Annotated in this window: 24 protein-coding genes and 1 pseudogene; 15 read left to right on the forward strand and 10 right to left on the reverse strand. The window is 71.3% G+C overall.

Going from position 1 to position 25,715, the window contains the following annotated elements:
• The first annotated feature begins 62 nt into the window (after positions 1-62).
• The 6 genes from P8T65_RS38375 (at position 63) to P8T65_RS38400 (ending at position 5,718) form a co-directional block, all read left to right on the forward strand.
• The gene (locus P8T65_RS38375; protein ID WP_316729923.1) at positions 63-698 is read left to right on the forward strand and encodes a helix-turn-helix domain-containing protein; all 636 of its coding nucleotides are present in this window, start codon (positions 63-65) and stop codon (positions 696-698) included.
• A 312-nt stretch (positions 699-1,010) separates the two neighbouring features.
• A complete protein-coding gene (locus P8T65_RS38380) occupies positions 1,011-2,669 on the forward strand; it encodes an ATP-binding protein (protein ID WP_316729925.1) in 1,659 nt (552 codons plus the stop codon).
• On the forward strand, positions 2,666-3,073 hold the full coding sequence (locus P8T65_RS38385; protein WP_316729926.1) for a roadblock/LC7 domain-containing protein: 408 nt from the start codon (positions 2,666-2,668) through the stop codon (positions 3,071-3,073). Before P8T65_RS38380 ends, P8T65_RS38385 begins: the two co-directional genes overlap by 4 nt.
• On the forward strand, positions 3,070-3,510 hold the full coding sequence (locus tag P8T65_RS38390) for a DUF742 domain-containing protein (protein ID WP_316729927.1): 441 nt from the start codon (positions 3,070-3,072) through the stop codon (positions 3,508-3,510). Before P8T65_RS38385 ends, P8T65_RS38390 begins: the two co-directional genes overlap by 4 nt.
• Positions 3,491-4,129 carry an ATP/GTP-binding protein gene (locus tag P8T65_RS38395; RefSeq protein ID WP_316729928.1) on the forward strand — a complete coding sequence of 213 codons (639 nt, stop codon included), beginning with the start codon at positions 3,491-3,493 and terminating at the stop codon, positions 4,127-4,129. Before P8T65_RS38390 ends, P8T65_RS38395 begins: the two co-directional genes overlap by 20 nt.
• 122 nt (positions 4,130-4,251) lie before the next feature.
• Positions 4,252-5,718, forward strand: a complete 1,467-nt coding sequence (locus P8T65_RS38400) for a cytochrome P450 (RefSeq protein WP_316729930.1) — start codon at positions 4,252-4,254, stop codon at positions 5,716-5,718.
• 8 nt (positions 5,719-5,726) lie between these two features.
• Here the strand turns inward: P8T65_RS38400 and P8T65_RS38405 are convergent, their stop codons facing one another.
• The 4 genes from P8T65_RS38405 to P8T65_RS38415 form a co-directional block, all read right to left on the reverse strand.
• Positions 5,727-6,692, reverse strand: a complete 966-nt coding sequence (locus P8T65_RS38405; RefSeq protein WP_316729931.1) for a pseudouridine synthase — start codon at positions 6,690-6,692, stop codon at positions 5,727-5,729.
• A gap of 79 nt (positions 6,693-6,771) precedes the next feature.
• The gene (locus tag P8T65_RS38410; RefSeq protein ID WP_316729932.1) at positions 6,772-7,788 is read right to left on the reverse strand and encodes a terpene synthase family protein; all 1,017 of its coding nucleotides are present in this window, start codon (positions 7,786-7,788) and stop codon (positions 6,772-6,774) included.
• Complete coding sequence (locus P8T65_RS47490) at positions 7,734-8,132, reverse strand: DUF6192 family protein (RefSeq protein ID WP_399101955.1); 399 nt, start codon at positions 8,130-8,132, stop codon at positions 7,734-7,736. Before P8T65_RS47490 ends, P8T65_RS38410 begins: the two co-directional genes overlap by 55 nt.
• A 392-nt stretch (positions 8,133-8,524) precedes the next feature.
• A complete protein-coding gene (locus P8T65_RS38415) occupies positions 8,525-10,042 on the reverse strand; it encodes an amino acid permease (RefSeq protein ID WP_316729934.1) in 1,518 nt (505 codons plus the stop codon).
• A 326-nt stretch (positions 10,043-10,368) separates the two neighbouring features.
• Here P8T65_RS38415 and P8T65_RS38420 point away from each other — a divergent pair, with 326 nt between their 5' ends.
• Positions 10,369-11,217 (forward strand): N-formylglutamate amidohydrolase, encoded by an 849-nt coding sequence (locus P8T65_RS38420; RefSeq protein ID WP_316729935.1) that lies wholly within the window; start codon positions 10,369-10,371, stop codon positions 11,215-11,217.
• A 528-nt stretch (positions 11,218-11,745) separates the two neighbouring features.
• Here P8T65_RS38420 and P8T65_RS38425 read toward each other — a convergent pair.
• Together P8T65_RS38425 and P8T65_RS38430 are read right to left on the reverse strand one after the other, a co-directional pair.
• Positions 11,746-12,591, reverse strand: a complete 846-nt coding sequence (locus P8T65_RS38425) for a siderophore-interacting protein (RefSeq protein ID WP_316729937.1) — start codon at positions 12,589-12,591, stop codon at positions 11,746-11,748.
• Positions 12,592-12,763: 172 nt separating this feature from the next.
• Entirely contained in the window at positions 12,764-13,693 is a 930-nt protein-coding gene (locus P8T65_RS38430; RefSeq protein ID WP_316731859.1) for a 5'-3' exonuclease, read from the reverse strand.
• Between the two features lie 481 nt (positions 13,694-14,174).
• On the opposite strand from P8T65_RS38430, the pseudogene P8T65_RS47495 reads away from it, so the two are divergent.
• From P8T65_RS47495 to P8T65_RS38450, 4 genes and pseudogenes are all read left to right on the forward strand, one after another.
• A pseudogene (locus P8T65_RS47495) lies at positions 14,175-14,345 on the forward strand (glycine betaine ABC transporter substrate-binding protein); the annotation flags it as partial.
• Positions 14,346-14,475: 130 nt separating this feature from the next.
• A complete protein-coding gene (locus P8T65_RS38440; RefSeq protein ID WP_316731860.1) occupies positions 14,476-14,679 on the forward strand; it encodes a hypothetical protein in 204 nt (67 codons plus the stop codon).
• A gap of 632 nt (positions 14,680-15,311) precedes the next feature.
• A complete protein-coding gene (locus tag P8T65_RS38445) occupies positions 15,312-15,893 on the forward strand; it encodes an XRE family transcriptional regulator (RefSeq protein ID WP_316729938.1) in 582 nt (193 codons plus the stop codon).
• Between the two features lie 7 nt (positions 15,894-15,900).
• Positions 15,901-16,656 (forward strand): helical backbone metal receptor, encoded by a 756-nt coding sequence (locus P8T65_RS38450; RefSeq protein ID WP_316729939.1) that lies wholly within the window; start codon positions 15,901-15,903, stop codon positions 16,654-16,656.
• On the opposite strand, the gene P8T65_RS38455 is transcribed toward P8T65_RS38450, so the two are convergent.
• A complete protein-coding gene (locus P8T65_RS38455; protein WP_316729940.1) occupies positions 16,583-17,779 on the reverse strand; it encodes a TDT family transporter in 1,197 nt (398 codons plus the stop codon). The two genes, P8T65_RS38450 and P8T65_RS38455, sit on opposite strands and share 74 nt — an antisense overlap.
• A 70-nt stretch (positions 17,780-17,849) precedes the next feature.
• Between P8T65_RS38455 and P8T65_RS38460 the strand changes: the two genes are divergently transcribed.
• Complete coding sequence (locus P8T65_RS38460; RefSeq protein ID WP_316729942.1) at positions 17,850-18,776, forward strand: LysR family transcriptional regulator; 927 nt, start codon at positions 17,850-17,852, stop codon at positions 18,774-18,776.
• 243 nt (positions 18,777-19,019) lie between these two features.
• On the opposite strand, the gene P8T65_RS38465 is transcribed toward P8T65_RS38460, so the two are convergent.
• From P8T65_RS38465 to P8T65_RS38475, 3 genes are all read right to left on the reverse strand, one after another.
• Positions 19,020-19,697 carry a gamma-glutamyl-gamma-aminobutyrate hydrolase family protein gene (locus P8T65_RS38465; protein ID WP_316729943.1) on the reverse strand — a complete coding sequence of 226 codons (678 nt, stop codon included), beginning with the start codon at positions 19,695-19,697 and terminating at the stop codon, positions 19,020-19,022.
• 63 nt (positions 19,698-19,760) lie between these two features.
• Entirely contained in the window at positions 19,761-21,200 is a 1,440-nt protein-coding gene (gene eat, locus P8T65_RS38470; protein WP_316729944.1) for an ethanolamine permease, read from the reverse strand.
• 124 nt (positions 21,201-21,324) lie between these two features.
• Entirely contained in the window at positions 21,325-22,071 is a 747-nt protein-coding gene (locus P8T65_RS38475; RefSeq protein ID WP_316729945.1) for an FCD domain-containing protein, read from the reverse strand.
• 105 nt (positions 22,072-22,176) lie between these two features.
• Here P8T65_RS38475 and P8T65_RS38480 point away from each other — a divergent pair, with 105 nt between their 5' ends.
• Genes P8T65_RS38480 through P8T65_RS38490 form a run of 3 tightly spaced genes read left to right on the forward strand, consistent with a single transcriptional unit; the run spans position 22,177 to position 25,705 of the window.
• Positions 22,177-23,535 (forward strand): glutamine synthetase family protein, encoded by a 1,359-nt coding sequence (locus tag P8T65_RS38480; RefSeq protein WP_316729946.1) that lies wholly within the window; start codon positions 22,177-22,179, stop codon positions 23,533-23,535.
• A gap of 8 nt (positions 23,536-23,543) precedes the next feature.
• Positions 23,544-24,917 (forward strand): aldehyde dehydrogenase family protein, encoded by a 1,374-nt coding sequence (locus tag P8T65_RS38485; protein WP_316729947.1) that lies wholly within the window; start codon positions 23,544-23,546, stop codon positions 24,915-24,917.
• The gene (locus P8T65_RS38490; RefSeq protein ID WP_316729948.1) at positions 24,914-25,705 is read left to right on the forward strand and encodes a 3-oxoacyl-ACP reductase; all 792 of its coding nucleotides are present in this window, start codon (positions 24,914-24,916) and stop codon (positions 25,703-25,705) included. Before P8T65_RS38485 ends, P8T65_RS38490 begins: the two co-directional genes overlap by 4 nt.
• Positions 25,706-25,715: the final 10 nt, after the last annotated feature.

Genomic DNA, 25,715 nt, shown 5'->3' on the forward strand with positions numbered 1-25,715 from the left:
GCCGGGGAACAGGGCGGTCGGCCTGAGCCGGAGTACGGGTGCCGCGTGCGAGGATCGAACACATGGGAAGCGCGGGCGGTGGCGGTGGGCGGCGGGTCGGCAGACCCCGTGCCGAGGGCCGCTCGGACAGCGGACTGTCACCCCGGGACGAACTGCTCGCCGCCGCGGCCGAGTTGTTCACGACGAGGGGGTACGCGGCCACCACCACCCGGGCCGTCGCCGAGCGCGCCGGCATGCGGCAGGCGTCCATGTACCACTACGTCTCCGGCAAGGAGGAGCTGCTCGCCGAGCTGCTGGAGTCCACGGTCACGCCGTCGCTGACCTGTGCCCGTGACCTCCTGGCCCGGGACGCCGTGCCCGCCGAGGAGCGGCTGTGGGAGCTGTGCCGCGCCGACGTCGCGCTGCTCTGCGGCGGCCCGCACAACCTCGGCGGCCTCTACCTCCTGCCCGAGGTCCGCGCCGAACGCTTCGCGGGCTTCCATGCCGTACGGGCCGAACTCAAGGACGCCTACCGGCAGTTGATCGCCGCGACGGCCGTGGGCGGGACGCTCGCCAAGAGCGAGCTGGAGCTGCGGACGGATCTCGTCTTCGGGCTGATCGAGGGTGTCATCCTCGTCCACCGCTCGGAGCCCGACCGCCCCGTCTCGTTCTTCGCGGAGGCGACGGCGGACGCCGCGCTGCGCATCGCCGGAGTCTGATCTTCACCCTGTCAAGAGGCTCTTCTCGCATGCCCGTTCGCCATTACCCGGTGTGTGCGAACCGCGACCCGGCGTGTAAATGACCAGAGCGTACTCCTTGCGCGAGGGTGATTTCAGGCGGTTGCTGAATATGACACAGCGATGATCCGGTCGGACTAAGCTCGCCCGCAGCGCACCGAGTTGAGATGTATTCGGGCGCTTGTTCCAAAAAATACCGAAGACGCAGTTTGATTCGCGGATGAACCAGAGCAACCTCCAGCAACTCCCCGCAAGTCCCCCGACCATCAGCCGAACCGTCTTTAGAGGGCATACATGGTGAGTGTTCAATCGCCTCCCGGTGGCCGTGAACTTCCCTACGCGCGCGTGCTGCCGCTACCGGCGATACTGATGGCCGCGGCGACCGGGACCACCGTCTTCCTGGTGACGGGTTCGGCCCGGCTCGCCGTCGGCTTGTGCGGAGCCGTCGCGACGCTCCTGCTGCTCACGGTCGCCCTCGTCGCGGTCCGCGGCGGCCGTCGTACGGTCCGGGAACTACGCGCCGAACAGCAGCGCCGGACCACCTACCTCGAACAGCGGATCGCCGCCCAGGACGAGGAATTCATCCGGCTGGGCAAGGAGATCCTGCCCGCCGCGCTGTACCGGCTGCGCACCGGAGAATCCCCCTCAGAGGTGATTCGTCACGTCGTCGACGGTGACGCCGAGTGGCGCGAACTTCCGGAATCCCAGCGAGAATTGCTGCGCATCCTCCTCACCATCGTCGACCGCGAGGAAGCACTGCGCGACTCCTCGCAGCGGTCGTTCGTCAACATCGCCCGCCGCGTCCAGGCGATCGTGCACCAGCAGAACAACGAACTCCGCGAGATGGAGGAGGACCACGGGCGCAATCCCGAGGTCTTCGACGACCTGCTGCGCATCGACCACGGCACCGCCCTGATCGGCCGCCTCGCCGACTCCATCGCCGTCCTCGGCGGCAGCCGCCCCGGCCGCGTGTGGACCCGGCCCGTGCCGCTCTACAGCGTGCTGCGCGGCGCCATGTCCCGCATCCTGGAGTACCGCCGCATCGAGCTCGAATCGATCGCCAAGGTCAACGTCAACGGCGTCGGCGTCGAACCGGTCATCCACGCCTGCGCCGAACTCCTCGACAACGCCACCCGCTACTCGCCGCCCCACACCAAGGTGCACGTCACCGCCGTGGAGGTGCAGACCGGCATCGCCATCGAGATCGAGGACGGCGGCATCAGCCTCAGCGAGGAGAGCCGGGCCAAGGTCGAGGACATGCTCGCCAAGGCCCAGCAGGGCCTGGACATCCAGGAGATGGGCGACACCCCGCGCCTCGGCCTCGCCGTCGTGGGACGTCTGTCGACCATGTACAAGATGCACGTCTCGCTGCGGCCCTCCGCCTACGGCGGCGTCCGCGCCGTGATCATCGTGCCCCGCGACCTGCTGACCGACGAACCCGCCCCCGGCCTCGCGCACGGCATCGGCGCCGGCGCCGTGACGACCATCGACAACGGTGGCGTCCCGGGCCCGGACCGCAAGCCCAAGCGCCGCCGCCCGACCACCGGCCCGCGGATCCCGAGCTCCGCGGAGGAGATGAGCCGGGACATGGAGGACGACGTTCCCGTCGTCACCGAGTGGACCGCCAACGGCCTGCCGCAGCGCCGCAGCCGCAGCAAGATCCCGCTCAGCCAGCGCTACGCCGAGGCCGCCGCCGCGGAGGCCGCCGCCGAGGCCGCCATGGCCGCCGCCCCTGTGTGGCAGCCCGAGCCCGAGCCGGAGAAGGAGCTGCCGCCGCCCGGCATGTGGGTCGAGGCGTTCATGGCCGGGCTCAAGGGCGACCCCGACCCGAACGCCCGACGGAACCCGGACGATCCGACGGGGTCCACCGCATCCACCGCGAGCAACGACGCTCTCACCGCGAACACCGAGCCGGCCCGCACCGAGGCCGACGACGAGGGGGACCTCAAGTGATCCAGCAACGAGCCAATTTCGACTGGCTGCTGAAGGATCTGGCCGACGGCGTACCCGGTATCCAACAGATCGTCGTGCTCTCCGCCGACGGTCTTCGGATCGCCCGCCACGGCGGTGACCCGGACGCCGCCGACCGGGTCGCCGCCGCCTGCGCGGGACTGCAGAGCCTGGCCGGCGCCGTGGCCGGTGAGATCCCCCAGAGCGACGGCTACATGCGGATGGTCATCATCGAGATCAACGGCGGCTACTTCTACATGATGGCCGCCGGAGCCAACGCCTACCTCGCCGTCCTCGCCAACGAGGTCGCCGAGCCCGGCCTGATGAGCAACCGCATGCGCGACCTCGTCGACCGGATCGGCTCCCACCTCACCAGTCCGCCGCGGCGGAACGGGCAGACCGTATGACGCCTCCGCAACGCCGACGGCGCCCACCCAGGCACGAGCCCTCGCCTCCGCCTCCCCTGCCGTCCTCGTCCTCCGTGCACGCCGAGGGCGAGGAGCCCGCAGGCGAGTCGGGCGGTCGCCCGCCCGAGCGGCTCTACATCCTCACCGGGGCGGAGGGCGAGCGAGCCCCGATCGACCTCGTCACGTTAATCGTGGCGCGCGCCGATCCGCCGCCGTCCGCCGCTCCGGAGCAGTCGGCGTTGCTCCGGATCTGCCAGGCCCCCCTGTCCGTGGCCGAGATCTCGGCCTATCTCAACCTGCCGATCAGCGTGGTGACCGTCCTGCTCACCGAGCTGCTGACGGCCGAACTGGTTCAGGCACGCGCACCGGTCGTCCGGCAGGCGCGGGCAGACCGTTCCCTCCTCGAAGCGGTGATGCATGGACTTCAAAAGCTCTGACACCATCACGGGTCCACGGACCGAGGACCACCTGCCGCACACCGCACAGGCCGCGGCGAAGATCGTGATCGTGGGCGGTTTCGGCGTCGGCAAGACGACCATGGTGGGGTCCGTCAGCGAGATCAGGCCGCTGACGACCGAGGAGACCATGACCCAGGCCGGCATCGGGGTCGACGACAACTTCGGTTCCAAGTCCAAGACGGCCACCACCGTGGCCATGGACTTCGGCCGCATCAGCATCACGGACGAGCTGGTGCTCTATCTGTTCGGCACCCCCGGACAGGAGCGCTTCTGGTTCCTGTGGAACGGCCTGTTCGAGGGCGCCCTCGGGGCGGTCGTCCTGGTCGACACCCGTCGGCTGGAGGTGAGCTTCGACGTCATGGGCCGCCTGGAGGAGCGCGGTGTGCCCTTCGTCGTCGCCGTCAACGACTTCCCGGACGCGCCCTGCTACGCCATCGAGGAGCTGCGTCAGGCCCTCGACCTGGCCGAGGAGATCCCGATCATCCGCTGCGACGTACGCCGCCGGGCGTCCAGCCGGGACGTCCTGATGACCCTCATGACCTTCCTGCACTCCCTGGCGATGTCGCGGGCGGCGGCACCGGGAGCGGCCACGGCCTGACCGGCGCGCGCCCGCGCGCCGGGCGCGCCGGGCGCCTCCCGCCCTCCCCGTAATTCCCTCACCTTCAGACACCGGATCCACCTCTTCGGACACCGGATCCACCTCAGTTCGGAGCGAGCACCGTGACGCCTGAATCAAAGTCCCTGACCGACACGGACGACCCCACACTCGGGCCGCCTTCCGGTTGCCCCGCCCACGGCACGGGCCCCGGCGGGCTCCGCCGCCTGTACGGCCCCGAGGCGGAGGACCTGGGAGCCGTGTACGAGAAGCTCCGCGCGGAACACGGCTCGGTGGCCCCCGCCCTGCTCCACGACGACGTACCCATCTGGGTGGTGCTGGGGCACGGCGAGAACCTGCACATGGTGAGCACGCCGTCGCAGTACTCCCGGGACACCCGGCTGTGGAACAAGCTCCAGGACGGCACGTTCAAGCCCGACAACCCGCTGATGCCGCACATCGCGTGGCAGCCCATCTGCTGCCACGCCGAGGGTGACGAGCACCTGCGGCTGCGCGGCGCGGTCACCGGCGCCATGTCGACCATCAACTTCCGGGGCATCCGCCGCAGCATCAACCGCTACACCCAGCAGCTCGTCAACGAGTTCTGCGAGGAGGGCGAGGCGGACCTCGTCAGCCAGTTCGCCGAGCACCTGCCGATGGCGGTGATGTGCGAGATCCTCGGCATGCCCGAGGAGTACAACGAACGGCTGGTGCACGCGGCCCGCGACATGCTCAAGGGCACCGAGACGGCCATCGCCAGCAACGCCTACATCATGGAAGCCCTGATGGGGCTCACCGCCCGCCGCAGGGCCCACCCCCAGGAGGACTTCACCAGTCACCTGATCAACCACCCGGCCAAGCTCAACGACGAGGAGGTCAGCCAGCACCTGCGCGTCGTGCTCATCGCCGCGTACGAGGCCACCACCAACCTCCTCGCCAACGTGCTCCGCGTGGTCCTCACCAACCCCGGGTTCCGCGCCCAGCTCAAGGGCGGCCAGATGACGGTGCCCGAGGCGGTCGAGCAGTCCCTGTGGGACGAGCCCCCGTTCAGCACCCAGCTCGCCTACTTCGCCAAGCAGGACACGGAGCTGGGCGGTCAGCGGATCCGCAAGGGCGACGGTCTGCTCTTCGGTATCGCACCGGGCAACGTCGACCCGCGGGTACGGCCCGATCTCACCGCCAACATGCAGGGCAACCGCTCCCACCTCGCCTTCGGCGGCGGCCCGCACGAGTGCCCGGGCCAGGACACGGGCCGAGCCATCGCCGACGTCGGTGTCGACGCCCTGCTGGCGCGTCTTCCGGACATCCAGCTCAACTGCGGGGAACACGAGCTGCGATGGCGGGCCTCGATCTCGACCCGGCATCTCGTCCGCCTTCCGGTGCGCTTCGAGCCGAAGGAGAAGGAGGTCGTGGAGCCGCGGCCCCTCGGCCGCCCGGTGCCGATCCAGCGCGAGGGCCACCAGGCCACCGTGTCGAGCCCGCCGCCCGGGTGCCCCGCCTCCGGGATCACGCAGGCGGCGCCGACGACGGCCGAACCCCCCGCCCGTCCCGGGCTCCTGCGCCGCGTGCTGCTGTGGCTGAGCGGCCGATAGCCACACTCTCAGGCCCGGGCGTCGTACGGTGTGCCCGCCCATTCCTCGTACGACGCCCATGCCTGAAGCACCCGCCCGCTCACGAACCGGTGCTCGCGCCCCGTGACCGGATCGGTGAACTCCAGCACCCGCGCCAGCAGTTGCAGCGGGCGACTGAAGTCGTCGGCCGGCACGGGGTCCCGCACGTCCGGGTACAGCGGGTCACCGAGGATCGGCACGCCCACTGCGGCCATGTGCACCCGCAGTTGATGCGTCTGTCCGGTGCGGGGCGTGAGCCGATAGAGGGCCAGGCCGTCGTCCCGGTGCCGCAGCAACTCCACCCCGCTGACGGCGTTGGGTTCGCCCTCGACCTCTCGGGCCGCCATGACCCCGCGCTCCTTCACGATTCGGCTGCGCACGGTGCGGGGAAGGGGGAGCTCCGGGTCGTACGGGGCGACGGCCTCGTACTCCTTGGCCACGAGGCGGTCGCGGAACAGCGACTGGTAGGCGCCGCGCTCCTCGGGGCGCACGGTGAACAGCACCAGCCCGGCGGTGAGCCGGTCCAGCCGGTGGGCGGCGCTCAGCGCGGGCAGCCTCAGCTCGCGGCGGAGCCGGGCGAGTGCGGTCTCGGTGACATGGCTGCCGCGAGGTGTCGTGGCCAGGAAGTGCGGCTTGTCGACCACGACGACGTGCTCGTCGCGGTACACGACGTCCAGCGCGAACGGCACCGGCACCTCGCAGGGCAGGTCCCGGTGGAACCACACGTACATGCCCGGCACATACGCCGTGTCACGCGGCACGGGCCGCCCGTCGGCGTCCACGATCAGTCCCGCGTCCAGCATGCCGTCGATCACGCCAGGCCCGGCCGCGAGCCGCTCCACCAGGTGATCGCGCACGGTTGCCCACGCCGTCCCCTGCGGCAGCCTGACCCGCACCGGATCGACGCCGTCGTGCTGCGGCAGCGGGGAAGGGGGGACCGGACGTCTGCGTCTCATCACGGTCAAGCGTACGAGGGGACCGGACGCGCCGGTGCGGTCCGGTCCCCCCTTCCGGGCGGGCCTTCGGCCGATGGCGTCAGGCGGCGCACCGGTAGCGATCGGTGTCCTCGTGCCAGTGGTAGGAGCCCGCGGCCCAGCCCTGGATGGCCCGGGCATGGCGGAGGACGGCGCGTTGGGTGTGCTGGTTCGTACGCAGGTCGTGCAGGGCCTGCGGAAGGTCCGACCTGACCGTCTCCTCCAGAGTCCTGACCCGCCCCGTCAGGATGCGGTTGACGAGGGAGACCGCCTCGTGGAGGGGGACGCCGTGCAGTTCCTGGATGACGCGCACGATGTTGTTCCTGGCGACACCTTCGCGCACCTCCTTGGGGTAGGACACGATGTCGTTGTGCAGGTCGACGGTGTCGCGGAACGCGTTGATCAGTACGGAGAAGGGGCGGGTCGCGCGGATGTCCTCGGTGATCTCCCAGCCGAGCGAGTGCTCCATCAGCAGGGCGCTGCACCCGGCCGCGCCGTAGTCACGGCGCATCTCCGTCTGCTCGATGAGGTCGGGGAACCGAGGGCGGGTGAGGTTCTCCGTCTCCCACAGCGAGGCTTCCAGGAACTGTCGGACCGACCTGGTGTACAGGAACTGCCACGAGAGGGATACCGCGGGGGCGGTGCGCTGCCACAGATCGGCCAGCGCGCGTTCCAGCGGCTCCTTCGGAGCCGGGCCCGAGGCCGGGAAGGCTGCCGTCACCGGCAGGAAGGTCATCAGGCGCTCGATGTGGTCGAGGATCTGCTCCCGCTTGCCGAGAGCCTCGCACCAGGGCAGGAAGATGTCGTCGAGGCACCAGATCACACTGTGCCAGCAGGACAGCAGTTCCAGCTCACGGGCCGACGCGTGCGGATAGGTCAGTGCGGTGAAACGGGTGAAGTCCGCCCGGTCGAAGACCTCGGCACTCCACCCGCCGTGGTGCGAATCGGTGTGCTGCGGTTCGAGTAATCCCATGGAGTGCGCCCACGCGCGAACGCGTGGACGGGTCTCTTCCAAGTGGGGGTTCACCCTGGCCGGGAACGGCATGTAGAACGAGGGTATCTGGAAGGTGTCCGCCACGGCTGCCTCCTGTCTGTGACGACGTGCCTCTGCACCGCCCTCTGTCCTGGTCGACGGCGTACATGCCGCCACCAGGTCCATGAATGACGCGCTGTGCTCCCTACGCTGCGACGGCGGCGCCGCCGACCCGCGTACGAACCGGGCTTGCTGGTCGTGCCGGCGGAACAGGTCGAACGTGGCCTGGCTGCCTGCGTGCCGGGCGCTGTCTCGGCCGTGACCTTCGAGGTGACATACGGACGGTGCAGAAGATCCGTGATCACCATCGCCGCGACCGAGCCGTCGGTGACCAGGCCGTGAATCGCCCCGCCTTCCTCTGGACGCTCTCCGGGGAATTGACCTTCCAAACCACCATCCGCTCCACGTTGTCCCGCGTCAACCTCGGCGGACCGTCCAGAGACGTGAGCGAGGAAGCCCTATGATGATTTGTCAATCGTTTGGCTTGAATTCAGGGCGGGAGATGTGAAGACAGGCCACTCTCCCGCGAAAGGTGTATGACACACCGTCGGACGCTCTCTCATTCCGGCCCCCTGGTGCGGCGGCAACCCGCCCTGACAGGCCACCACTTCGCACCATGCGATGACTTCAGGGCGACCGAAAGGGCGTACGACCCCGGCGCATGGAGCGGCGCACGGCCTCGCCCTGCCCTGCGCGCCGTCTGTGCCGGGCCTGTGTGCCGGGCGGGCGGACGGTGCGGTGCCGAGGCGGGACGGGGTGAAGGTGCGCAGCGGGACGAGCGTCAACTGGAGCGCGTGCGGTGCTTGTGGAGGAGGTGGTATGCGGTGCCCGCGGCCATCGTGGCCAGGAGGAACAGGACCGTGAACCACTGGAACCACCAGTGGCCGCCGGCCGGGTCGTAGACCTCCGCTCGGGGCCAGGCCAGATTGACGGTCATGAAGAGGCCGTAGAGGAGGGCGAGGGCGTTGACGGGGACGCCCCAGCGGCCCAGGGAGAAGAGGGGCTTGCCGGTCTCGTCGGTGCCGACGGTGGGGAACGTGCCCTTCAGCCGACGGATCAGGAGCGGGCCGGTGACCATCGTGTACGCCAGGTACAGCATCACGATGCAGGTCGTGCCGATGGCCAGGAACGCCTCCGGCGAGGCGAAGTTGAGGAGGAGCAGGGCGGCGGCGAGGACACCGACGACCACGGCGGGGGCGGTGGGCATGCCGGTGCGCGGGTTGACCTCGGCGAGCCGTGCGGCGAAGGGGAGCCGGCCGTCGCGGGCCATCGAGAAGAGCATGCGGCAGGCCGACGTCTGGATCGCGAGCGTGGCCACGATGATCGCCACCACCACGTCGGCGAGCAGGAGGCGGCCCACACCGTCACCGAGGCTGCTGGTCAGCACATAGCTCAGACCGTCCACGCCGAGCCTGCCGTCGGTCAGGCTCGGCGCGGCGAGCAGACCGCCGAGCACCAGCAGACCGCCGAGCAGACCGGCCGCGCCGAGCGCCGTGAGGATCGTGCGGGGCGCGGTGCGGCGGGGGTTGTGCGTCTCCTCGCTCATCTCGCCCGCGCTGTCGAAGCCGATCATCACATACGCCGCCATGAACGAGCCCACCAGCAGGGCCCCCAGCAGATCGGTGCTGCCCTCGGCCATGTGGAACGTGATGCCGGGGGTGCGCTCGGAGTGGGTGAGCAGCAGGACGATGATCAGGATCGCGCCGATGATCTCGGCGGTCACGCCCACCCGGTTGACCACGGACAGCACCCGGTTGTCGAGGACGTTCACTGTCGTCGTGAGGACCAGCAGGAACACGCCCAGGACGGCCGCGTTCGCCGCGCCCGTCGACGACGTGGGTGTCGGGTCGCCGCCCACGAGCTGGAAGCCCGACCAGATCGCCGGCAGCACCATCTGGAGCGCGAGCGCGGCCGCCGCGACCACCACGATCTGTCCGATCACCATGATCCAGCCGGCGAACCAGCCGAAGGTCCGGTTGGACAGGCGCGAGGACCACTGGTAGATCGAGCCCGATATCGGGTAGCGCGCCGCGAGTTCCGCGAAGCAGGCGGCCACCAGCAACTGGCCGACGAGGACCGCCGGCCAGGTCCAGAAGAACACCGGGCCGCCGAACGCGTATCCGAAGGCGAAGAACTGGAAGACGGTCGTGAGGACCGAGATGAAGGAGAAACCGGCGGCGAACGAGGCGTATCTGCTCAGGCTGCGGTGCAGTTCCTGGCGGTAGCCGAACTCGGTCAGGGAGCGGTCGTCGGGGGAGTGGGGCGACTCCGGACGGAGTTCGGGGGCGGTGCTCGTCATGGCGGCAACCTGCTTTCGCAACAAGCGGCGCGAGCCTTCGCGCCCGGGGGACGCGAGCTCTGGCGCACGAGAGGCGCGCATTCCTGTCGGGCGACAGAAATTAGGGGAGGCCTGTGTCGCGCGCGTCACGCGACCGTGTCCGGTGCGAGCCCAAATCCTCACGACCATGGCGGGGGTGGGGGCCCGGGACAAGGCGCGACGGAGAGGTGTGGTCGTGGAGCACGTCGGGGTGGGTGGGTGTGGTGGGGTCGGTGGAGTGTCGCTTCTATGCTGAGCGGCTGCGGGCAGCCGGCCCCGCCCCGACGACCGCGGTGAGGAGCCTCCGGATGAACGACGCGTCGCCGCCCTCCCACCTGCTCCACCCGGGCGCTCCCGAGTCGCCCGTGCTGCTCCACGTGCCGCACGGTTCGCGCGTGATCCCGGCCGCCGTACGGAGCGGGATCGTGCTCGACGACGCCGCTCTGGCCCGGGAGTTGGACCACATCACCGACGCGTACACGGACCGCATCGCCGAGTCGGCCGCCGGGCGGTCGGCCCTGCGCCCGTGGCGGTTCGTGAACCAGTTGTCCCGGCTCGTGGTCGACCCCGAGCGGTTCCCGGACGAGCGGGAGGAGATGCTGGCCGTGGGCATGGGCGCCGTGTACACACGGACCACGCACGGCGAGGTGCTGCGTCCGGCCGGCCACGACGGTCTGCCCCTCGACGGGAGTGGGAGGTCGCTCGTCGACGGCTACTTCCGTCCGTACGCCGACGCCATGACCGAAGCCGTCACCGACCGGCTGGAAGCCGTGGGGCGGGCGGTGGTCGTCGACGTCCACTCGTACCCGAGCGAGCGCCTGCCCTACGAGCTGCACGGCGACGGTCCCCGGCCGCCCGTCTGCCTGGGCACCGACCCCTTCCATACGCCGGCCGGCCTGCTCGACGCCGCCGAGGAGGCGTTCAGCGGGTTCGGTGGGACGGGTGTCGACAGCCCGTTCGGGGGCGCGTACGTCCCGTTGCGGTACTACGGGCGGGACCCGAGGGTGAGCGCCCTGATGATCGAGATCCGCCGGGACGTCTACATGGCCGAGCCGGGCGGGGCGCCGGGCCCGGGGGTGGTGACGCTCGCGGAGGCGCTGGCGCGGCTGGTGGACCTTCTCCCCGGCCTTCTCCCTGACCGACTCACGGACGTCTGAAACGTCCGCAGCCCCTTCGCGTCGAACGCCTCGATCGCCACCGAGGTCGTCCCGGCCGTTTTCAGGGCCACGGCGTCCGCGAGGCCGACGGGGGAGCCGTTGGTGAGGACGACGATGCAGAGCTGTTCGCCAGGGAGCATCGTGACGTCGGTGTGGGCGCCGAGGGTGAACGCGCCGGTGTGGCCGAGCCGGAGGCGGCCGAGGTCGTCGTCAGGAGACGTTCCGGCCGAGGCCGTGGAAGCCGGCGCGGGCGGTGGCCGGCAGGCGGTCCGGGGGAGGTGGATGCGTTCGAGGGGGTTGGTGGCGATGACCCGGTCGCCGTCCGGTTCGCCGTTCGCGAGCTGGAGCCGCAACCGGCGTGCGAGGTCGCGGGCCGAGGAACTGAACCGCCCGCCGGGGCCTGGGCATCGGCGTCCCGGACGTACCTCACCTCCCCCGGGCTTGTCCTGGGACGAAGCCGCGCCCCCGCCGGTCAGGGCAGGGCGCGCGGTCGTGGCGGCGTGGGGCCCTTCGCCGTGGCCGTGGGGGTCACACCGGCGCGGGCGGGCTCTCCTGTTCGGCCTCCACGCGGGCGTTCCACTCCTTCTTCGAGGCCTGCCAGCCGTCCTCGTCGTGGCCGAGGCGCCAGTAGCCGGAGACGGACAAGTCCTCGCGGGGAACGGCCAGTTCGACGCGGAGCAGTCGGCGCAGTTCCTTGACGAAGCCGGCCTCGCCGTGGACGAAGGCGTGCAGTCGGCCCTCGGGGAACTCCAGCGCGCGTACGGCCTCGACGAGGGCAGCGCCCACGGGACGGTCGCCGCGGTGCACCCAGACCACCTCCACATCGGAGTTGATCTTCTGCTCCTCCTCGGCGCCGGCGACCTCGACGATCGCGTGCGCGCGGGCACCGTCGGGAAGGGCCTCCAGCGAGGCGCCGATGGCCGGCAGGGCGGACTCGTCACCGACGAGGAGGTGCCAGTCGGCCTCCGGGTTGGGCGCGTACGCGCCGCCGGGGCCCAGGAAACGGATCAGCTCGCCCGGCTGGACACGGGTGGCCCACGGACCGGCGATGCCCTCGTCGCCGTGCAGCACGAAGTCGAGGGTCAGCTCGCGCAGTTCGGGGTCCCAGGCGCGCACGGTGTACGTCCGGGTCACCGGCCACTGGTCCCGGGGGAACTCCGCGCGGATCCGCTCGATGTCGAAGGGCTCCGGGTAGGTCACACCCTCGGGGCCGAACAGGAGTTTCACGTAATGATCGGTGCTGCCGCGCAGGGAGAACTCGGTGAGGCCGTCGCCACCGAGTACGACGCGCTGCATATGCGGAGTGAGCCGCTCGGTGCGGACGACTCGCGCGGTGTGGGGCTTCGGGGTCCTGCGTTCCGGACGCTCTGCCATAACAGCCTCCCAAATACCTAGCTAAGGCTTACCTAAGTTACCATCTCCCCCTGATGAACACCCCATGCTCGGAGCGTGTACGAGGACTTCGCGATGTGAATCGCGCCTCAGAGCCCTCACTACAGAAGTGTCGCCCCGCCCTCCGGCGTACGCCCCCTCCGAGGCGCACTTCTCATGTTCCGAGCGTGGCCAGGAGCCTCTGCAACGATCCGCCGAGCCCCCAGCGCGCCCCGAGCGCCTCCAGTGCCGCCGGATCCCGCGGCTCGCGCGGCAGTGCCGTGTCGACGTCCGGCAAGGGTACGTCGGCCGCCACCAGGACCACCTTGGGCGCGACCGCGACATAGGCCCGCGCCTCGTCGAGCCTCTTGCGCTGCGACGGGGTCAGTTTCGCCGCCGGGTCGTCGACCGCGGCCATGATCCCGGCCAGGTCGCCGAACTGGTCGAGCAGCTTCGCCGCCGTCTTCTCGCCGATGCCCGGCACACCGGGCAGACCGTCGCTCGGGTCGCCGCGCAACAGGGCCAGGTCCGCGTACCCGCGCCCGACCACCCCGTACTTCTCGCGCAGCCACGCCTCGTCGGTGAGCTGCAGCGTGCCCACGCCCTTCAACGGATAGAGCACCCGTACCTCGCGCTCGTCGTCGACCAGCTGGTACAGGTCGCGGTCGCCGGTGACGATGTCGACCGGGTCCTTCGCCCGGGCCGTGAAGGTGCCGATCACGTCGTCCGCCTCGTACCCGGCGACGCCCACGCGCGCGATGCCGAGCGCGTCCAGCACCGCCTCGATGACCGGCACCTGCGGTGAGAGGGTGTCCGGCACCTCCTCCTCGTCGGGTCCGACCTCGTGCTCCTCGGCGACGCGGTGCGCCTTGTAGGAGGGGATGAGGTCGACTCGCCACTGCGGCCGCCAGTCGGCGTCCATGCAGGCCACCAGGTCCGTCGGCCGATGGTCCTTCACCAGCCGGTCGATGAATTCGAGGAGCCCGCGCACGGCGTTCACCGGGGTGCCGTCCGGGGCCTTCACGGATTCCGGCACCCCGAAGTAGGCGCGGAAGTAGAGCGAGGCGGTGTCGAGGAGCATCAGGCGTCGGGTCACGCCCCGCATCATGCCGTACACCACAGACACACGGCCTCGCGCAACAGCCGACGGCCCCGACACGACAGCGCACCGGCCCCGATCCCGGTGCGCACGGGTCCCGACGCCGCAGCGCGTGCGCCCCGTGGAGGTGTTCCGTGAACGCCCCTGGCCTGCGGCGAACGCCCCGTGAAGCGGACCACGGTCGCGATTCGGCCGGTCGGGCCGGGGCAGGCGCGGCCCCGGAGCAGCGCCGGCCGTGGTGTCGACACCACGCGCCGGGCGGGCCGATCCCGCCGCGCTCCACGGCCGGCCTGCGGGCGGGGGAGGCGGGCCGTTTCGTCGCTGTCCAAGAGGTGCATGTGTCGGCCAGGGAGTCATCCGGACTCGAAGCCGAGGGCCTGTTCAAGGTCTTCGGCAGACGACCCGACGACGCGGTGGACCGGCTGAGGGTCGGCGCCGCTACCGGCCGAAGAAGACCAAGCTCGACATCGGGCCGCTGTTCACGGGCCTGTCCACCGGTCAGGCCGACGTCGAGTTCGACGCCTGGCTGCCGGTCGCGCAGAAGTCGTACTGGGACAAGTGCAAGAGCGAACTCGTCGGCCTCGGCGCCTCGTACGACAGGACGTCGCTGGAGATCGCCGTCCCGTCGTACGTGAAGGGCGTGCGCACCATGGACGACCTGCGGGCGCACAAGGACGAGTTCCAGGGGCGGATCGTCGGCATCGAACCCCGCGCGGGAAGCCGTCCTGCGCTGCCTGCCCCTCCGTCGGCTCGCCGACCCCGAGAAGACCTGGGGTGCGAACAACCAGATCCGTACGCTCGCGCACCGGGACTTCCCCGAGAAGTACTCCGAGCTGAACGGCTGGTTGAAGAACTGGCACATGGCCCCGGACGAGCTGATGAGCCTGGTGCAAGCCGTCCAGAAGGCGGGGCGGGGCCAGGAGGACGAGGGCGTCGAGAAGTGGATCGACGCGCATCCGGGGATCGTCGACGAAATGGCCCCCGTGAAGTGATCGTCGACGAGACGGCCGCGTGAAGCGGCGGAGTGAGGCGGCCGGGCGCGACTTCCCGAACGGATGAGGGGAGTCGCGTACTGGCGTACGAGTAAAGATCCGGACAACCCTGAGGCGGTCCGCATCCACCCGGCCCGGCAGCCCGCCGGCCGGTGGGGCGGGCCGCTCTCGGTTCTTCAACTCTCTTTCGCCGTGCATGACTTCATGGTCGCGAGGGTGGTCCCGTGGAGACGCCCGGGACGGTGTCCTGGCTGCGCGGGAGGGGTGTCGTGGGCGGCGGACCCGCAAGGGGACTTCCGGTGACGGGGTGTACGGGCCGTGTCACGTCGCGCGTTCGCCTTGGGCGGCCTCTCCGCGCCTCGTGCGGCACGAGGAGGCCGGGGGAGGGGAGGCGGAAGGGTGGCGCGGCTGGCGAGAAGTGTGAGCATGGACCCCCTGCCGGTTTACAGGGATGTGACGGGCGCGTGAAACGGTTTGCCGAACATGCGTAGGGTGCAGAGAACTCATCAGGAGGAGCGCGCCCGGTGAGTGCCGGACGGGTGGGTATCCGTAACCGGACCAGTGAGCGTTCGCGGGCCCGCCCGGGTGGGTGTTCGCGAGCCGACCGACGAGCGAAGGAGGGAGCCGGAGCGATGGGCGACCACAAAGAACAGCCCCTTCGGGTGGGCGCGGCCGTTCGGCGGCGGCGCCGGGCACAGGAGCTCACCCTCGCCGCCGTGGCCGAGCGCAGCGGTCTGTCGGTCCCCTTCCTCAGCCAGGTCGAGAACGAACGGGCCCGCCCCAGCAGGCCCTCCCTGGAACGCATCGCGGACGCCCTCGGCACCACCGCCGTCGAACTCCTCGCCGCGGCCGACCCGGCGTGCAGTGTCGACGTGGTGCGTGCCGCCGACGAGGACGGTTTCACGCCTCCCGACGCCTGCTCGCGCTCCCTGGTGCGCGGGCACCACCAGCTGCACGCCATGGAGTTCACCGGCGACCACGACGAGGGCCGCGAGGTCCAGCACCGCAACGACGAGCTGATGTACGTCGTCGACGGCGCCGTCGAGGTCGAGGCCGAGGGCCGCGCCCACCGCCTCGGACGCGGTGACACGCTGTACATGTCCGGTGGCGTACGGCACCGTTGGCGGGCCACCGAGCCCGAGACCAGGGTGATCGTGGTCGCCGTCGCGGACCACATCGAGGCCCTGGAGGACCGTCACCGCAAGGGCGCGTGAGAGCACGGTGGGTTCCTTCCCCCGGGTCGTCTCCCTGGTCCCGTCACTGACGGAGGCCGTCGCGGTCTCGCTGCCGGGCGTGCTGGTCGGCGCGACTGATTGGTGCGCCCACCCAGGTGATCTTGACGTGGCCCGGATCGGCGGCACCAAGAACCCCAGGACCGACGACATCGCCCGTCTCGCCCCCGACCTCGTGATCGCCAACGAGGAGGAGAACCGCGAGGCGGACCTGGCCGCCCTGCGCGAGGCGGGAGTCGAGGTCCTCGTCACCGAGGTTCGGGACGTGCCGGGCGCCTTCGCCGAACTGGACCGGGTGCTGCGTGCCTGCGGGGCCCGGGCCCGGCCGCGCTGGCTGGACGAGGCGGAGTCGGCATGGTCCCGGCCGCCGGCCGCCGCCGCGGACGGTCCGCTGACGCCCGGCCGCAGGACGACCGCAGTTGTGCCCGTCTGGCGCAGGCCGTGGATGGTCCTCGGCCGGGACACCTTCGCCGGCGACGTGCTCGCCCGGCTGGGCGTGGACCATCTGTACGCCGGGCACGCCGAGCGCTATCCCCGGATCCCCGTGGAGGAGCTGCGGGCCGCCGCGCCCGATGTCGTGGTCCTGCCCGACGAGCCGTACCGCTTCACCACCGACGACGGCCCCGAGGCGTTCGGCGGGCTGCCCTGCGCGCTGCTCAGCGGTCGTCACCTCACCTGGTACGGGCCGTCGCTGGCCGAGGCTCCGCGGGTGCTGGACGCGGCGCTGCGAGCAGCCTTCCGCTGACCAGACCGCGCACGGTGCCGACGGCGGCCGTGGCCCAGGCAGCCAGCAGCAGCGCGTACAGCGCGACGGCGAGGACGTCCAGGGCGATCAGCCCCGTGTGCCGGGCCAGTCCCGTCGTGCCGGTCGCGCAGGTGCCGACCGGGAAGGTGAACGCCCACCAGGCCATCGAGAACCCCATGCCCCGCCGCCGGGCACGGACGACCAGGGCGGCGGCGAGCGCGAGCCAGAGCAGCGCGAAGCCGAGGACGGGGACGCCGTAGAGCACGGCGAACGGGATGAAGGCGTGCGCGTACGGGGCTGCTACGGCGCCGGAGGCCGCGTCGGCGAGGTTGCCGACGGCGGTGGTCGACTGCCCGAGTGGTCCCAGGACCAGGAACAGGCTCGGCGTCAGCGCGAGCGGCAACGGCCCTGCCGTGACGAGCCGGCCGCACACCGCCGGCAGGACGAGCAGGGTGGCCAGCAGACTCAGCCCGAACAGCGCGAGACAGCCGAACAGCAGCGTCTGCCGGGGCTGCCCGGGCGGCAGGTGCGGCACGAGCAGCGGACCGAGCGCGGCGGAGACCATCGGGGCGACGAGGGGGAGCAGCAGGGCCGGAGTGACCCGGTCCGCGTCGATCCGATGCCGGACGATCATCAGATACGGCACGACCACGGCGGCGACGAGGCCCGTGGCCGTCCCGGGGGAGAAGAGCACGACGTCCAGGGCGACGGCCGCCCGCGCGCCGATCCAGTCGCGGCCGACGACCAGGGCACCGCCGCCGACGGCCAGCAGGGCCATGGCGAGGCAGCCGTGGAAGGGGGCCACGGCCGGGTCCAGGAGGTCGGCGCGGGCCTGGTCGCGGTGGTGGGTCCAGTGCAGGGCGCGGGCGCCGAGGACGGCGACCAGGGCGACGAGGGCGAGCGCCCACACCGCCGCGCAGGCCGTCCGCAGACCCGGGAGGTCCATGGGGAGTCCTGCACCGGCGGAGGCGACGATGGCGGTGCCCATGACCGGGGCGTACCAGTTCGGGCCGAGGTGACGCAGGGCGGGGAACGGGAGCGGGCGGGACGCGCGCGCACCCGGACGGGGGCGGGGGTGCGGATGGGGCGTGGACGGACGGGCTGGGCGGACTGCGGTGGCCATGCGTCGAGCGTCCCGCCGCCGTGCGGGGCCCACCAGGGAGTCCGGTTGTATGGGGGCATAAGCTTGGGTTATGAGTGAGACGAACGGGGAGCGGGGCGGGCTGGCCCACCGGGTGCCGGATCTCGGGGCACTCGAACTGCTGCTGGCCGTGGCCCGGCTGGGCTCGCTCGGTCGGGCGGCGCGGGAGCTGGGCATCACCCAGCCCGCCGCGAGCAGTCGTGTCCGCTCGATGGAACGACAGCTGGGGGTGGCGCTGGTCGACCGGTCACCGCGCGGGTCCCGGCTCACCGACGCGGGGGCGCTCGTCACCGACTGGGCACGGCGGATCGTGGAGGCGGCCGAGGCGTTCGACGCGGGCGCGCAGGCGCTGCGGGACCGGCGTGACTCCCGGCTCCGGGTCGCCGCGAGCATGACCATCGCCGAGTACCTGCTGCCCGGCTGGCTCATCGCGCTGCGCGCCGCACGCCCGGACACGGCGGTCTCGCTCCTCGCGGGCAACTCGACCGTCGTGGCGGAGCGGCTGCTCGCGGACGAGGCCGACCTGGGGTTCGTCGAGGGGCCGACCGTGCCGGCCGGGCTGGACGCGGCCGTGATAGCGCACGACCACCTGATCGTCGTGACCGCGCCGAGTCACCCCTGGGCGCGTCGTCGCAAACCCCTGGAGGCGGCGGAGCTGGCCTCCACGCCGCTGATCCTGCGGGAGAAGGGCTCGGGTACGCGGCAGGTCCTGGAGGCGGCCCTGGGCGGCCTGGCCCGGCCTCTCATCGAGCTCTCCTCCACCACGGCGGTCAAGTCCTCGGCGCTGAGCGGCGCGGGCCCGGCGGTGCTCAGCGAACTCGCCCTCGGCGAGGAACTCTCCGCCCGCCGTCTGATCCGCGTCCCCGTGAACGGCGTCCGCCTGCGCCGCGCCCTACGAGCGGTCTGGCCGACGGGCCACCGCCCGACGGGCCCGGCACGGGACCTGCTCGGCCTCACGCGGGGGCCTACGGGCGTCTGACCGCGCCGAGGGGTGCGTTGTCGGGTGCCGGCCCGGTGGGGGCTTCTCGCGCAGTTCCCCGCGCCCCTAAGAGATTCAGGCCCCTGCGGGCCTGAAAAAGGCCGGGGCGCAGCCCCGCCCCTTTTTCAGGGGCGCGGGGAACTGCGCGACCAGCCCCCACCGGACGGACGCCTGGGGGTCGAAGGGGCGCAGCCCCTTGAGGATGGGACGGGTAGGCCCGGCGGGGGCGAGGGCGGCGGGCGCTCAGGGCGTCGCCGCCACCAGCGCTCGCATCACCCGTACGTCCTCGCCCATCTCCGGATGCCACTGCAGGCCCAACGCCCACGCGGGGGCGGGCAGTTCGATGGCCTCGATCGTGCCGTCGGAGGCGTGGGCCGAGGCCAGCAGGCCGGTGCCCAGGCGGTCCACGGCCTGGTGGTGGTAGGTCGGCACGTCCGTCTCCTCGGGGACGAGGTCGCCGTAGCGCGTGCCCGGGACGGGCTTCACCGCGTGGCGGCCGAAGACACCGATCCCGGCCACGTGGTCGTCGATGTGCTGGATCAGCGTGCCCCCGAGGGCGACGTTCAGCAGCTGCATGCCGCGGCAGATGCCGAGGAGCGGGGTACCGGAGTCCAGCGCCGCCCGGATCAACGCCAGCTCCCACGCGTCGCGCTCGGGGGCGGCCGGGCCGCAGCGAGGGGACCGCTCGGCGCCGTAGCGGGCGGGGTCCACATCGGGCCCACCCGCGATGACCAGGCCGTCGAGGCGGGCGACCGCCCCGGCGGCGTGCGCCGGGGCGTCCGGCGGCAGCATCGCGGCCATGCCACCGGCCGCCTGGACGAGCCGGGGGTAGCCGACCGGCAGCAGGGCCGCCTCCAGCTCCCAGACGCCCCAGCGCGCGTCTGCCAGATACGTACTCACACCGATCAACGGCCTGGTCACACTTGCTCCTCACGCGTGCGAGCCGTGAACGTCACGCCCCACGCAACCCATGGAACGCGACGCTCAGTCCCGCACCAACTCTGCCTCGGCCGCGGCCAGCGCCGCGAATTCCTCCTCCGGCGCCTTCGCCACCAGGTGCTTGCGGCTGTAGAGCCCGAAATACGCCGCCGCGATCGCGTACACGCCGAGCGCGATGAACGCCGCCGTCACATCCACCAGGAACGTCGCCACCAGCGCCGAGCACGCGAGGACGAGGGCGACCGAGGAGGTCAGCACCCCGCCCGGCGTGCGGTACGGCCGCTCGAGCCCCGGCTCCCTGCGGCGCAGCACGATGTGCGACAGGGCCATCAGCGCGTAGCTGATGGTGGCGCCGAAGACGGCGATGTTCAGCATCCGGCCGCCGTCCCCGGTCCCGGCGGCGAGCGCGAAACCGATGGCGCCCGGCACCAGCAGCCCCAGGTACGGGGCCTTGCGGCCGCTGGTGAGGGACAGGACCCGGGGGAGGTAGCCGGCCCGGGAGAGCGCGAAGAGCTGGCGCGATCCCGCGTAGATCAGCGAGAAGAACGAGGCCACCAGGCCCGCCAGACCGGCGTAGTTCACGAATCGGCTGAGCGCCGTGGCCTCGCCGTCCGGCTGGAGCGCCTCGACCAGCGGGTTGCCGGCGTCCTGGATGGCGGCGGAGCCACGCGCCCCGGCCGCGGCGACGAAGGTGATCACCGCCAGCACCACCAGGACACCCATGGACCAGCGGATGGCCTTCGGCAGGGTGCGGGCCGGGTCCCTGGTCTCCTCGGCGGCCAGCGGCACACCCTCGACGCCCAGGAAGAACCACATGCCGAACGGGAACGCCGCCCAGATGCCCAGCAGCCCCATGGGCAGCCAGGAACTCGCGCCGAACGCGCCGGTGTCCACCGGGATGTCGTCGAGCGCGGACACGCTGAAGTCGGGCAGCGCGCCCAGGGCGAACACGATCAGGGCGAAGACGGCGATGCCGGTGACGACGAAGCTGGCGATCAACGCCTCACCGACGCCCCAGAGATGGATGCCGATGAAGATCGCGAAGCAGGCGAAGTAGACCGGCCAGCCGGACTCCAGGCCGAACAGACCCAGTGACTCCACATAGTCACCGATGAAGATCACGATGGCCGCCGGGGCCAGCACGTACTCGATCAGGATCGCCGTGCCCGTCAGGAAGCCGCCCCACGGGCCGAGCGCACGGCGTGCGAAGCCGTAGCCGCCGCCCGCCGTCGGCAGGATCGCGGACAGTTCGGCGAGGGCGAAGACCATACAGGCGTACATGGTGCCCATGAGCACCGTGGCGATCGCCAGGCCGCCGAAGCCGCCCTCCGCCAGGCCGAGGTTCCAGCCGGAGAAGTCGCCGGAGACGACATAGGCGACGCCGAGACCGGTCAGCAGGACCCAGCCGGCGCTGCCCCGGCGGAGCGTCCGGCGCTCCAGGTAGTCGTCCGCCGAGTCGGCGGTGTCGGTGGCTTTCAGGGACATGACGCACTCTCCCCACTCAAAGGAATGGATCCATACCTTTGTGGGAGGGGTGGCCGAAAAGCAATACCCCTGCGTTACGCGGTCGTAAATCCATCAGGTCCTGGCCCGGCCGTCACATCCGTCCTCACCCCAGGAAGCCGCGCAGCAGCGCCGCCGTGCCCGCGCAGTGTTCGCGCATGATCTCCCGCGCCGCCTCGGCATCCTCGTCGAGCACCGCCTCGACCAGCGCCGTGTGCTGCTGCTGCGAGTGCTCCAGGTTGCGCACCAGCAGCGGGATGCAGTCGAGCAGGTCGTTGACCCCGGCGCGTACGCCCGCGTACTGGGCGGCGAGCGAGGGGGAGCCCGACAGCTCGGCGATGGTGAGGTGGAGCAGGGTGTCCAGCCGCCGGTACTCCGTGAGCGGCGCGTTGTGGGTGCGCGCCAGGGCCCCGCGCAGCCGCTCGCTCTGGTCGTCGCTCAGGCCGTGCGCCGCGCACAGTCCCGCCGCGCCCACCTCCAGCACCTCGCGGAAGCGCAGCGTGTCCTCGACGTCGATGCCCTTCAGGCGCCGGCGCAGCTCGTCCTCGCCCGGGGTTTCCGCGCGCGGCAGCACGAACGTTCCGCCGTACCGCCCGCGCCGGGCCTCGATCAGGCCCTGGTCCTGGAGCACCTTCAGCACCTCGCGCAGCGTCACCCGGCTGATCCCGAGCCGCTCCGCCAGCTCGCGCTCGGCCGGCAGCCGTTCGCCGCCGGGCACCAGGCCGAGCCGGACCACTTGGAGGATCTGCTCCAGCGCCTCCTCGAAGCCGTTGCCCGCCCGAACCGGACGCAGGACGGACGCCAGTCGGTCGTCGGCCCACGGAGTCTCCGGTTCCGCCCCTGTCCGCGACATGTGACCGTTCCCCCTTCCCAACTAATGGTTACGGGTAATACCTTATGGCTCCCGGATGGCTGAATGGCTCCGGGGTGGCCGAAGAAGCCCCTAGGAGGCTTTCCCGTGGCAGACCACACCCCCCCGCTCTCCGTCGAGGAACTGCACACCCTCGTCGCGGGCGGTGAGATCGACACTGTCGTCCTGGCCTTCCCCGACATGCAAGGGCGACTTCAGGGCAAGCGGTTCGCCGCGCGCTTCTTCCTCGACGAGGTGCTCGCCCACGGCACCGAGGGCTGCAACTACCTGCTCGCCGTCGACACCGAGATGAACACCGTCGACGGCTACGCGATGTCCTCCTGGGACCGCGGCTACGGCGACTTCGCCATGCACCCCGACCTCTCCACCCTGCGCCGGGTGCCCTGGAACGAGGGCACGGCCATGCTCGTCGCCGACCTCGCCTGGAACGACGGCTCCCCGGTCGTCGCCGCCCCCCGGCAGATCCTGCGCCGCCAGCTGGAGCGCCTCGCGGAACTGGGCTACACGGCCAACGTGGGCACCGAGCTGGAGTTCATCGTCTTCAAGGACACCTACGAGCAGGCCTGGGACGCCGGCTACAAGGGCCTGACCCCGGCGAACCAGTACAACATCGACTACTCGGTCCTCGGGACGGGCCGTATCGAGCCCCTCCTGCGGAGGATCCGCAACGAGATGGCGGCCGCCGGGCTGACCGTCGAGTCCGCCAAGGGCGAGTGCAACCCCGGCCAGCACGAGATCGCCTTCAAGTACGACGAGGCCCTGGTCACCTGCGACCAGCACGCCATCTACAAGACCGGCGCCAAGGAGATCGCCGCGCAGGAGGGCGTCTCGCTCACCTTCATGGCGAAGTACAACGAGCGCGAGGGCAACTCCTGTCACATCCATCTCTCCCTCGCGGACGCCGACGGCACCAACGTCATGGCCGACGGGCAGGAGATGTCCCAGGTCATGCGGCACTTCCTCGCCGGACAGCTGGCCGCCCTGCGGGACTTCTCGCTCCTCTACGCCCCCAACATCAACTCCTACAAGCGGTTCCAGCCGGGCTCCTTCGCCCCGACCGCCGTGGCCTGGGGGTACGACAACCGCACCTGCGCGCTCAGGGTCGTCGGCCACGGCCGCTCGATGCGCTTCGAGAACCGGCTCCCCGGCGGTGACGTCAACCCGCACCTCGCCGTCGCCGGCCTGATCGCGGCCGGTCTCCACGGCATCGAGCAGAAGCTGGAACTGCCCGAGGTGTGCGCGGGCAACGCCTACACCGCCGAGTACGACCATGTGCCGACCACCCTGCACCAGGCCGCCGAGCTCTGGGAGCACAGCCCCATCGCCAAGGCCGCCTTCGGCGAGGAGGTCGTCGCGCACTACCTGAACATGGCCCGCGTCGAGCTGGCGGCCTTCGACGCCGCCGTGACCGACTGGGAGCTGCGCCGCTCCTTCGAACGTCTGTGAGGCATCCCTTGTCCCAGCACCACATCCTGGACGTCCTCAATCCGGCGACGGAGGAGGCGATCGCCGCCGTCGCGGGCGCCGCCGAGCACGACGTCGACGCCGCCGTGCGCCGGGCGGAGAAGGCACAGCACGCCTGGGCCGCCGTCGGCCCCGCCGACCGGGCCCGGCTCCTGCGCCGCTTCGCCGCCGTGGTCGACGACCACATCGAGGAGCTCGCCCGCCTGGAGGTCCGCGAGGCCGGACACACCATCGGCAACGCCCGCTGGGAGGCGGGAAACGTCCGGGACCTGCTCGACTACGCCGCCGGCGGCGTCGAACGGCTCTCCGGTCGGCAGATCCCGGTGCCCGGCGGCATGAACGTCACGATCCTCGAACCGCTCGGGGTCGTCGGGGTCATCGCGCCCTGGAACTTCCCCATGCCGATCGCCGCCTGGGGCACCGCACCCGCACTCGCCGCCGGCAACGCCGTCGTCCTCAAGCCCGCCGAGACCACCCCGCTCACCGCGTTGCGCCTCGCCGAACTCGCCCTGGAGGCCGGGCTCCCGGAACACCTCTTCCAGGTGCTGCCCGGACGCGGCGACATCACCGGCGAGGCCCTCGTCAAGCACCCCGGCGTCGCCAAGATCGTGTTCACCGGCTCCACCCGGACCGGCAAGCGCGTCATGGAACTCTGCGCCGACCAGGTCAAGCAGGTCACCCTCGAACTCGGCGGCAAGAGCCCGAACATCGTCTTCGCCGACGCCGACCTCAAGAGGGCCGTCGACCCCTTCTCCTTCCTCGACAACGCCGGCCAGGACTGCTGCGCCCGCACCCGCGTCCTGGTCCAGGAGTCCGTGTACGACGAGGTCCAGAGCCTGCTCGCCGAGTCGCTGGCCGGCGTGGTGGTGGGCGACCCGGCCGACGAGAAGACCCAGATGGGCCCGCTGATCTCCCGTCAACAGCTGGACCGCGTACGGTCGTTCGTGCCCGAGGAGGCGGCCGCGCTGCGGGGCGGCGCCCCCGACGGGCCCGGCTTCTGGTTCCCGCCGACCGTCCTCACCGGGGAGCGGCCCGACTCCGCCGCCGCCCGCGAGGAGATCTTCGGACCCGTAGCCGTCCTGCTGCCCTTCACCGACGAGGCGGACGCGATCCGGCTCGCCAACGACACCCCGTACGGCCTCTCCGGCTCCATCTGGACCCGGGACGTCGGCCGCGCCCTGCGGGTCTCGCAGGGCGTCCGCGCGGGCAACCTGTCCGTCAACTCCCACTCCAGCGTCCGCTACTGGACCCCCTTCGGCGGCTTCAAGCAGTCCGGCATCGGCCGTGAGCTGGGCCCGGACGCGCTCGCCGCCTTCACCGAAACCAAGAACGTCTTCATCAGCACGGAAGGCCCCGCACAGTGACCTCGACGTCCCCTGAGAACATCTGCCGCCGCCTGGTCGGCCGCACCGCCGTCATCACCGGTGCCGGCAGCGGCATCGGCCTCGCCACCGCGCGCCGGCTCGCCGCCGAGGGCGCGCACGTCGTCTGCGGCGACCTCGACGAGGAGCGCGGCAAGGCGGCCGCCGAGGAGGTCGGCGGGCTCTTCGTCAAGGTCGACGTCACCGACGCCGAGCAGGTCGAGGCGCTCTTCAAGACCGCGTTCGACACCTACGGCAGCGTCGACATCGCCTTCAACAACGCGGGCATCTCCCCGCCCGACGACGACTCCATCCTGGAGACCGGCCTGGAGGCCTGGAAGCGGGTGCAGGAGGTCAATCTCACCTCCGTGTACCTGTGCTGCAAGGCCGCGATCCCCTACATGCGCCGCCAAGGCAAGGGCTCGATCATCAACACCGCGTCCTTCGTGGCCCGCATGGGCGCCGCGACCTCCCAGATCTCGTACACGGCCTCCAAGGGCGGTGTGCTGGCGATGTCGCGTGAGCTGGGCGTGCAGTTCGCCCGGGAGGGGATCCGCGTCAACGCGCTCTGCCCGGGACCGGTGAACACCCCCCTCCTCCAGGAGCTGTTCGCCAAGGACCCGGAGCGGGCCGCGCGCCGGCTCGTGCACATCCCGGTCGGCCGGTTCGCCGAGGCCACCGAGATCGCGGCCGCCGTCGCGTTCCTCGCCAGCGACGACTCCTCGTTCGTGAACGCCACCGACTTCCTGGTCGACGGCGGTATCTCGGGCGCGTACGTCACCCCGCTCTAGGCGGCCCGTA

This window comes from Streptomyces sp. 11x1, assembly GCF_032598905.1.
Classification (GTDB): domain Bacteria; phylum Actinomycetota; class Actinomycetes; order Streptomycetales; family Streptomycetaceae; genus Streptomyces.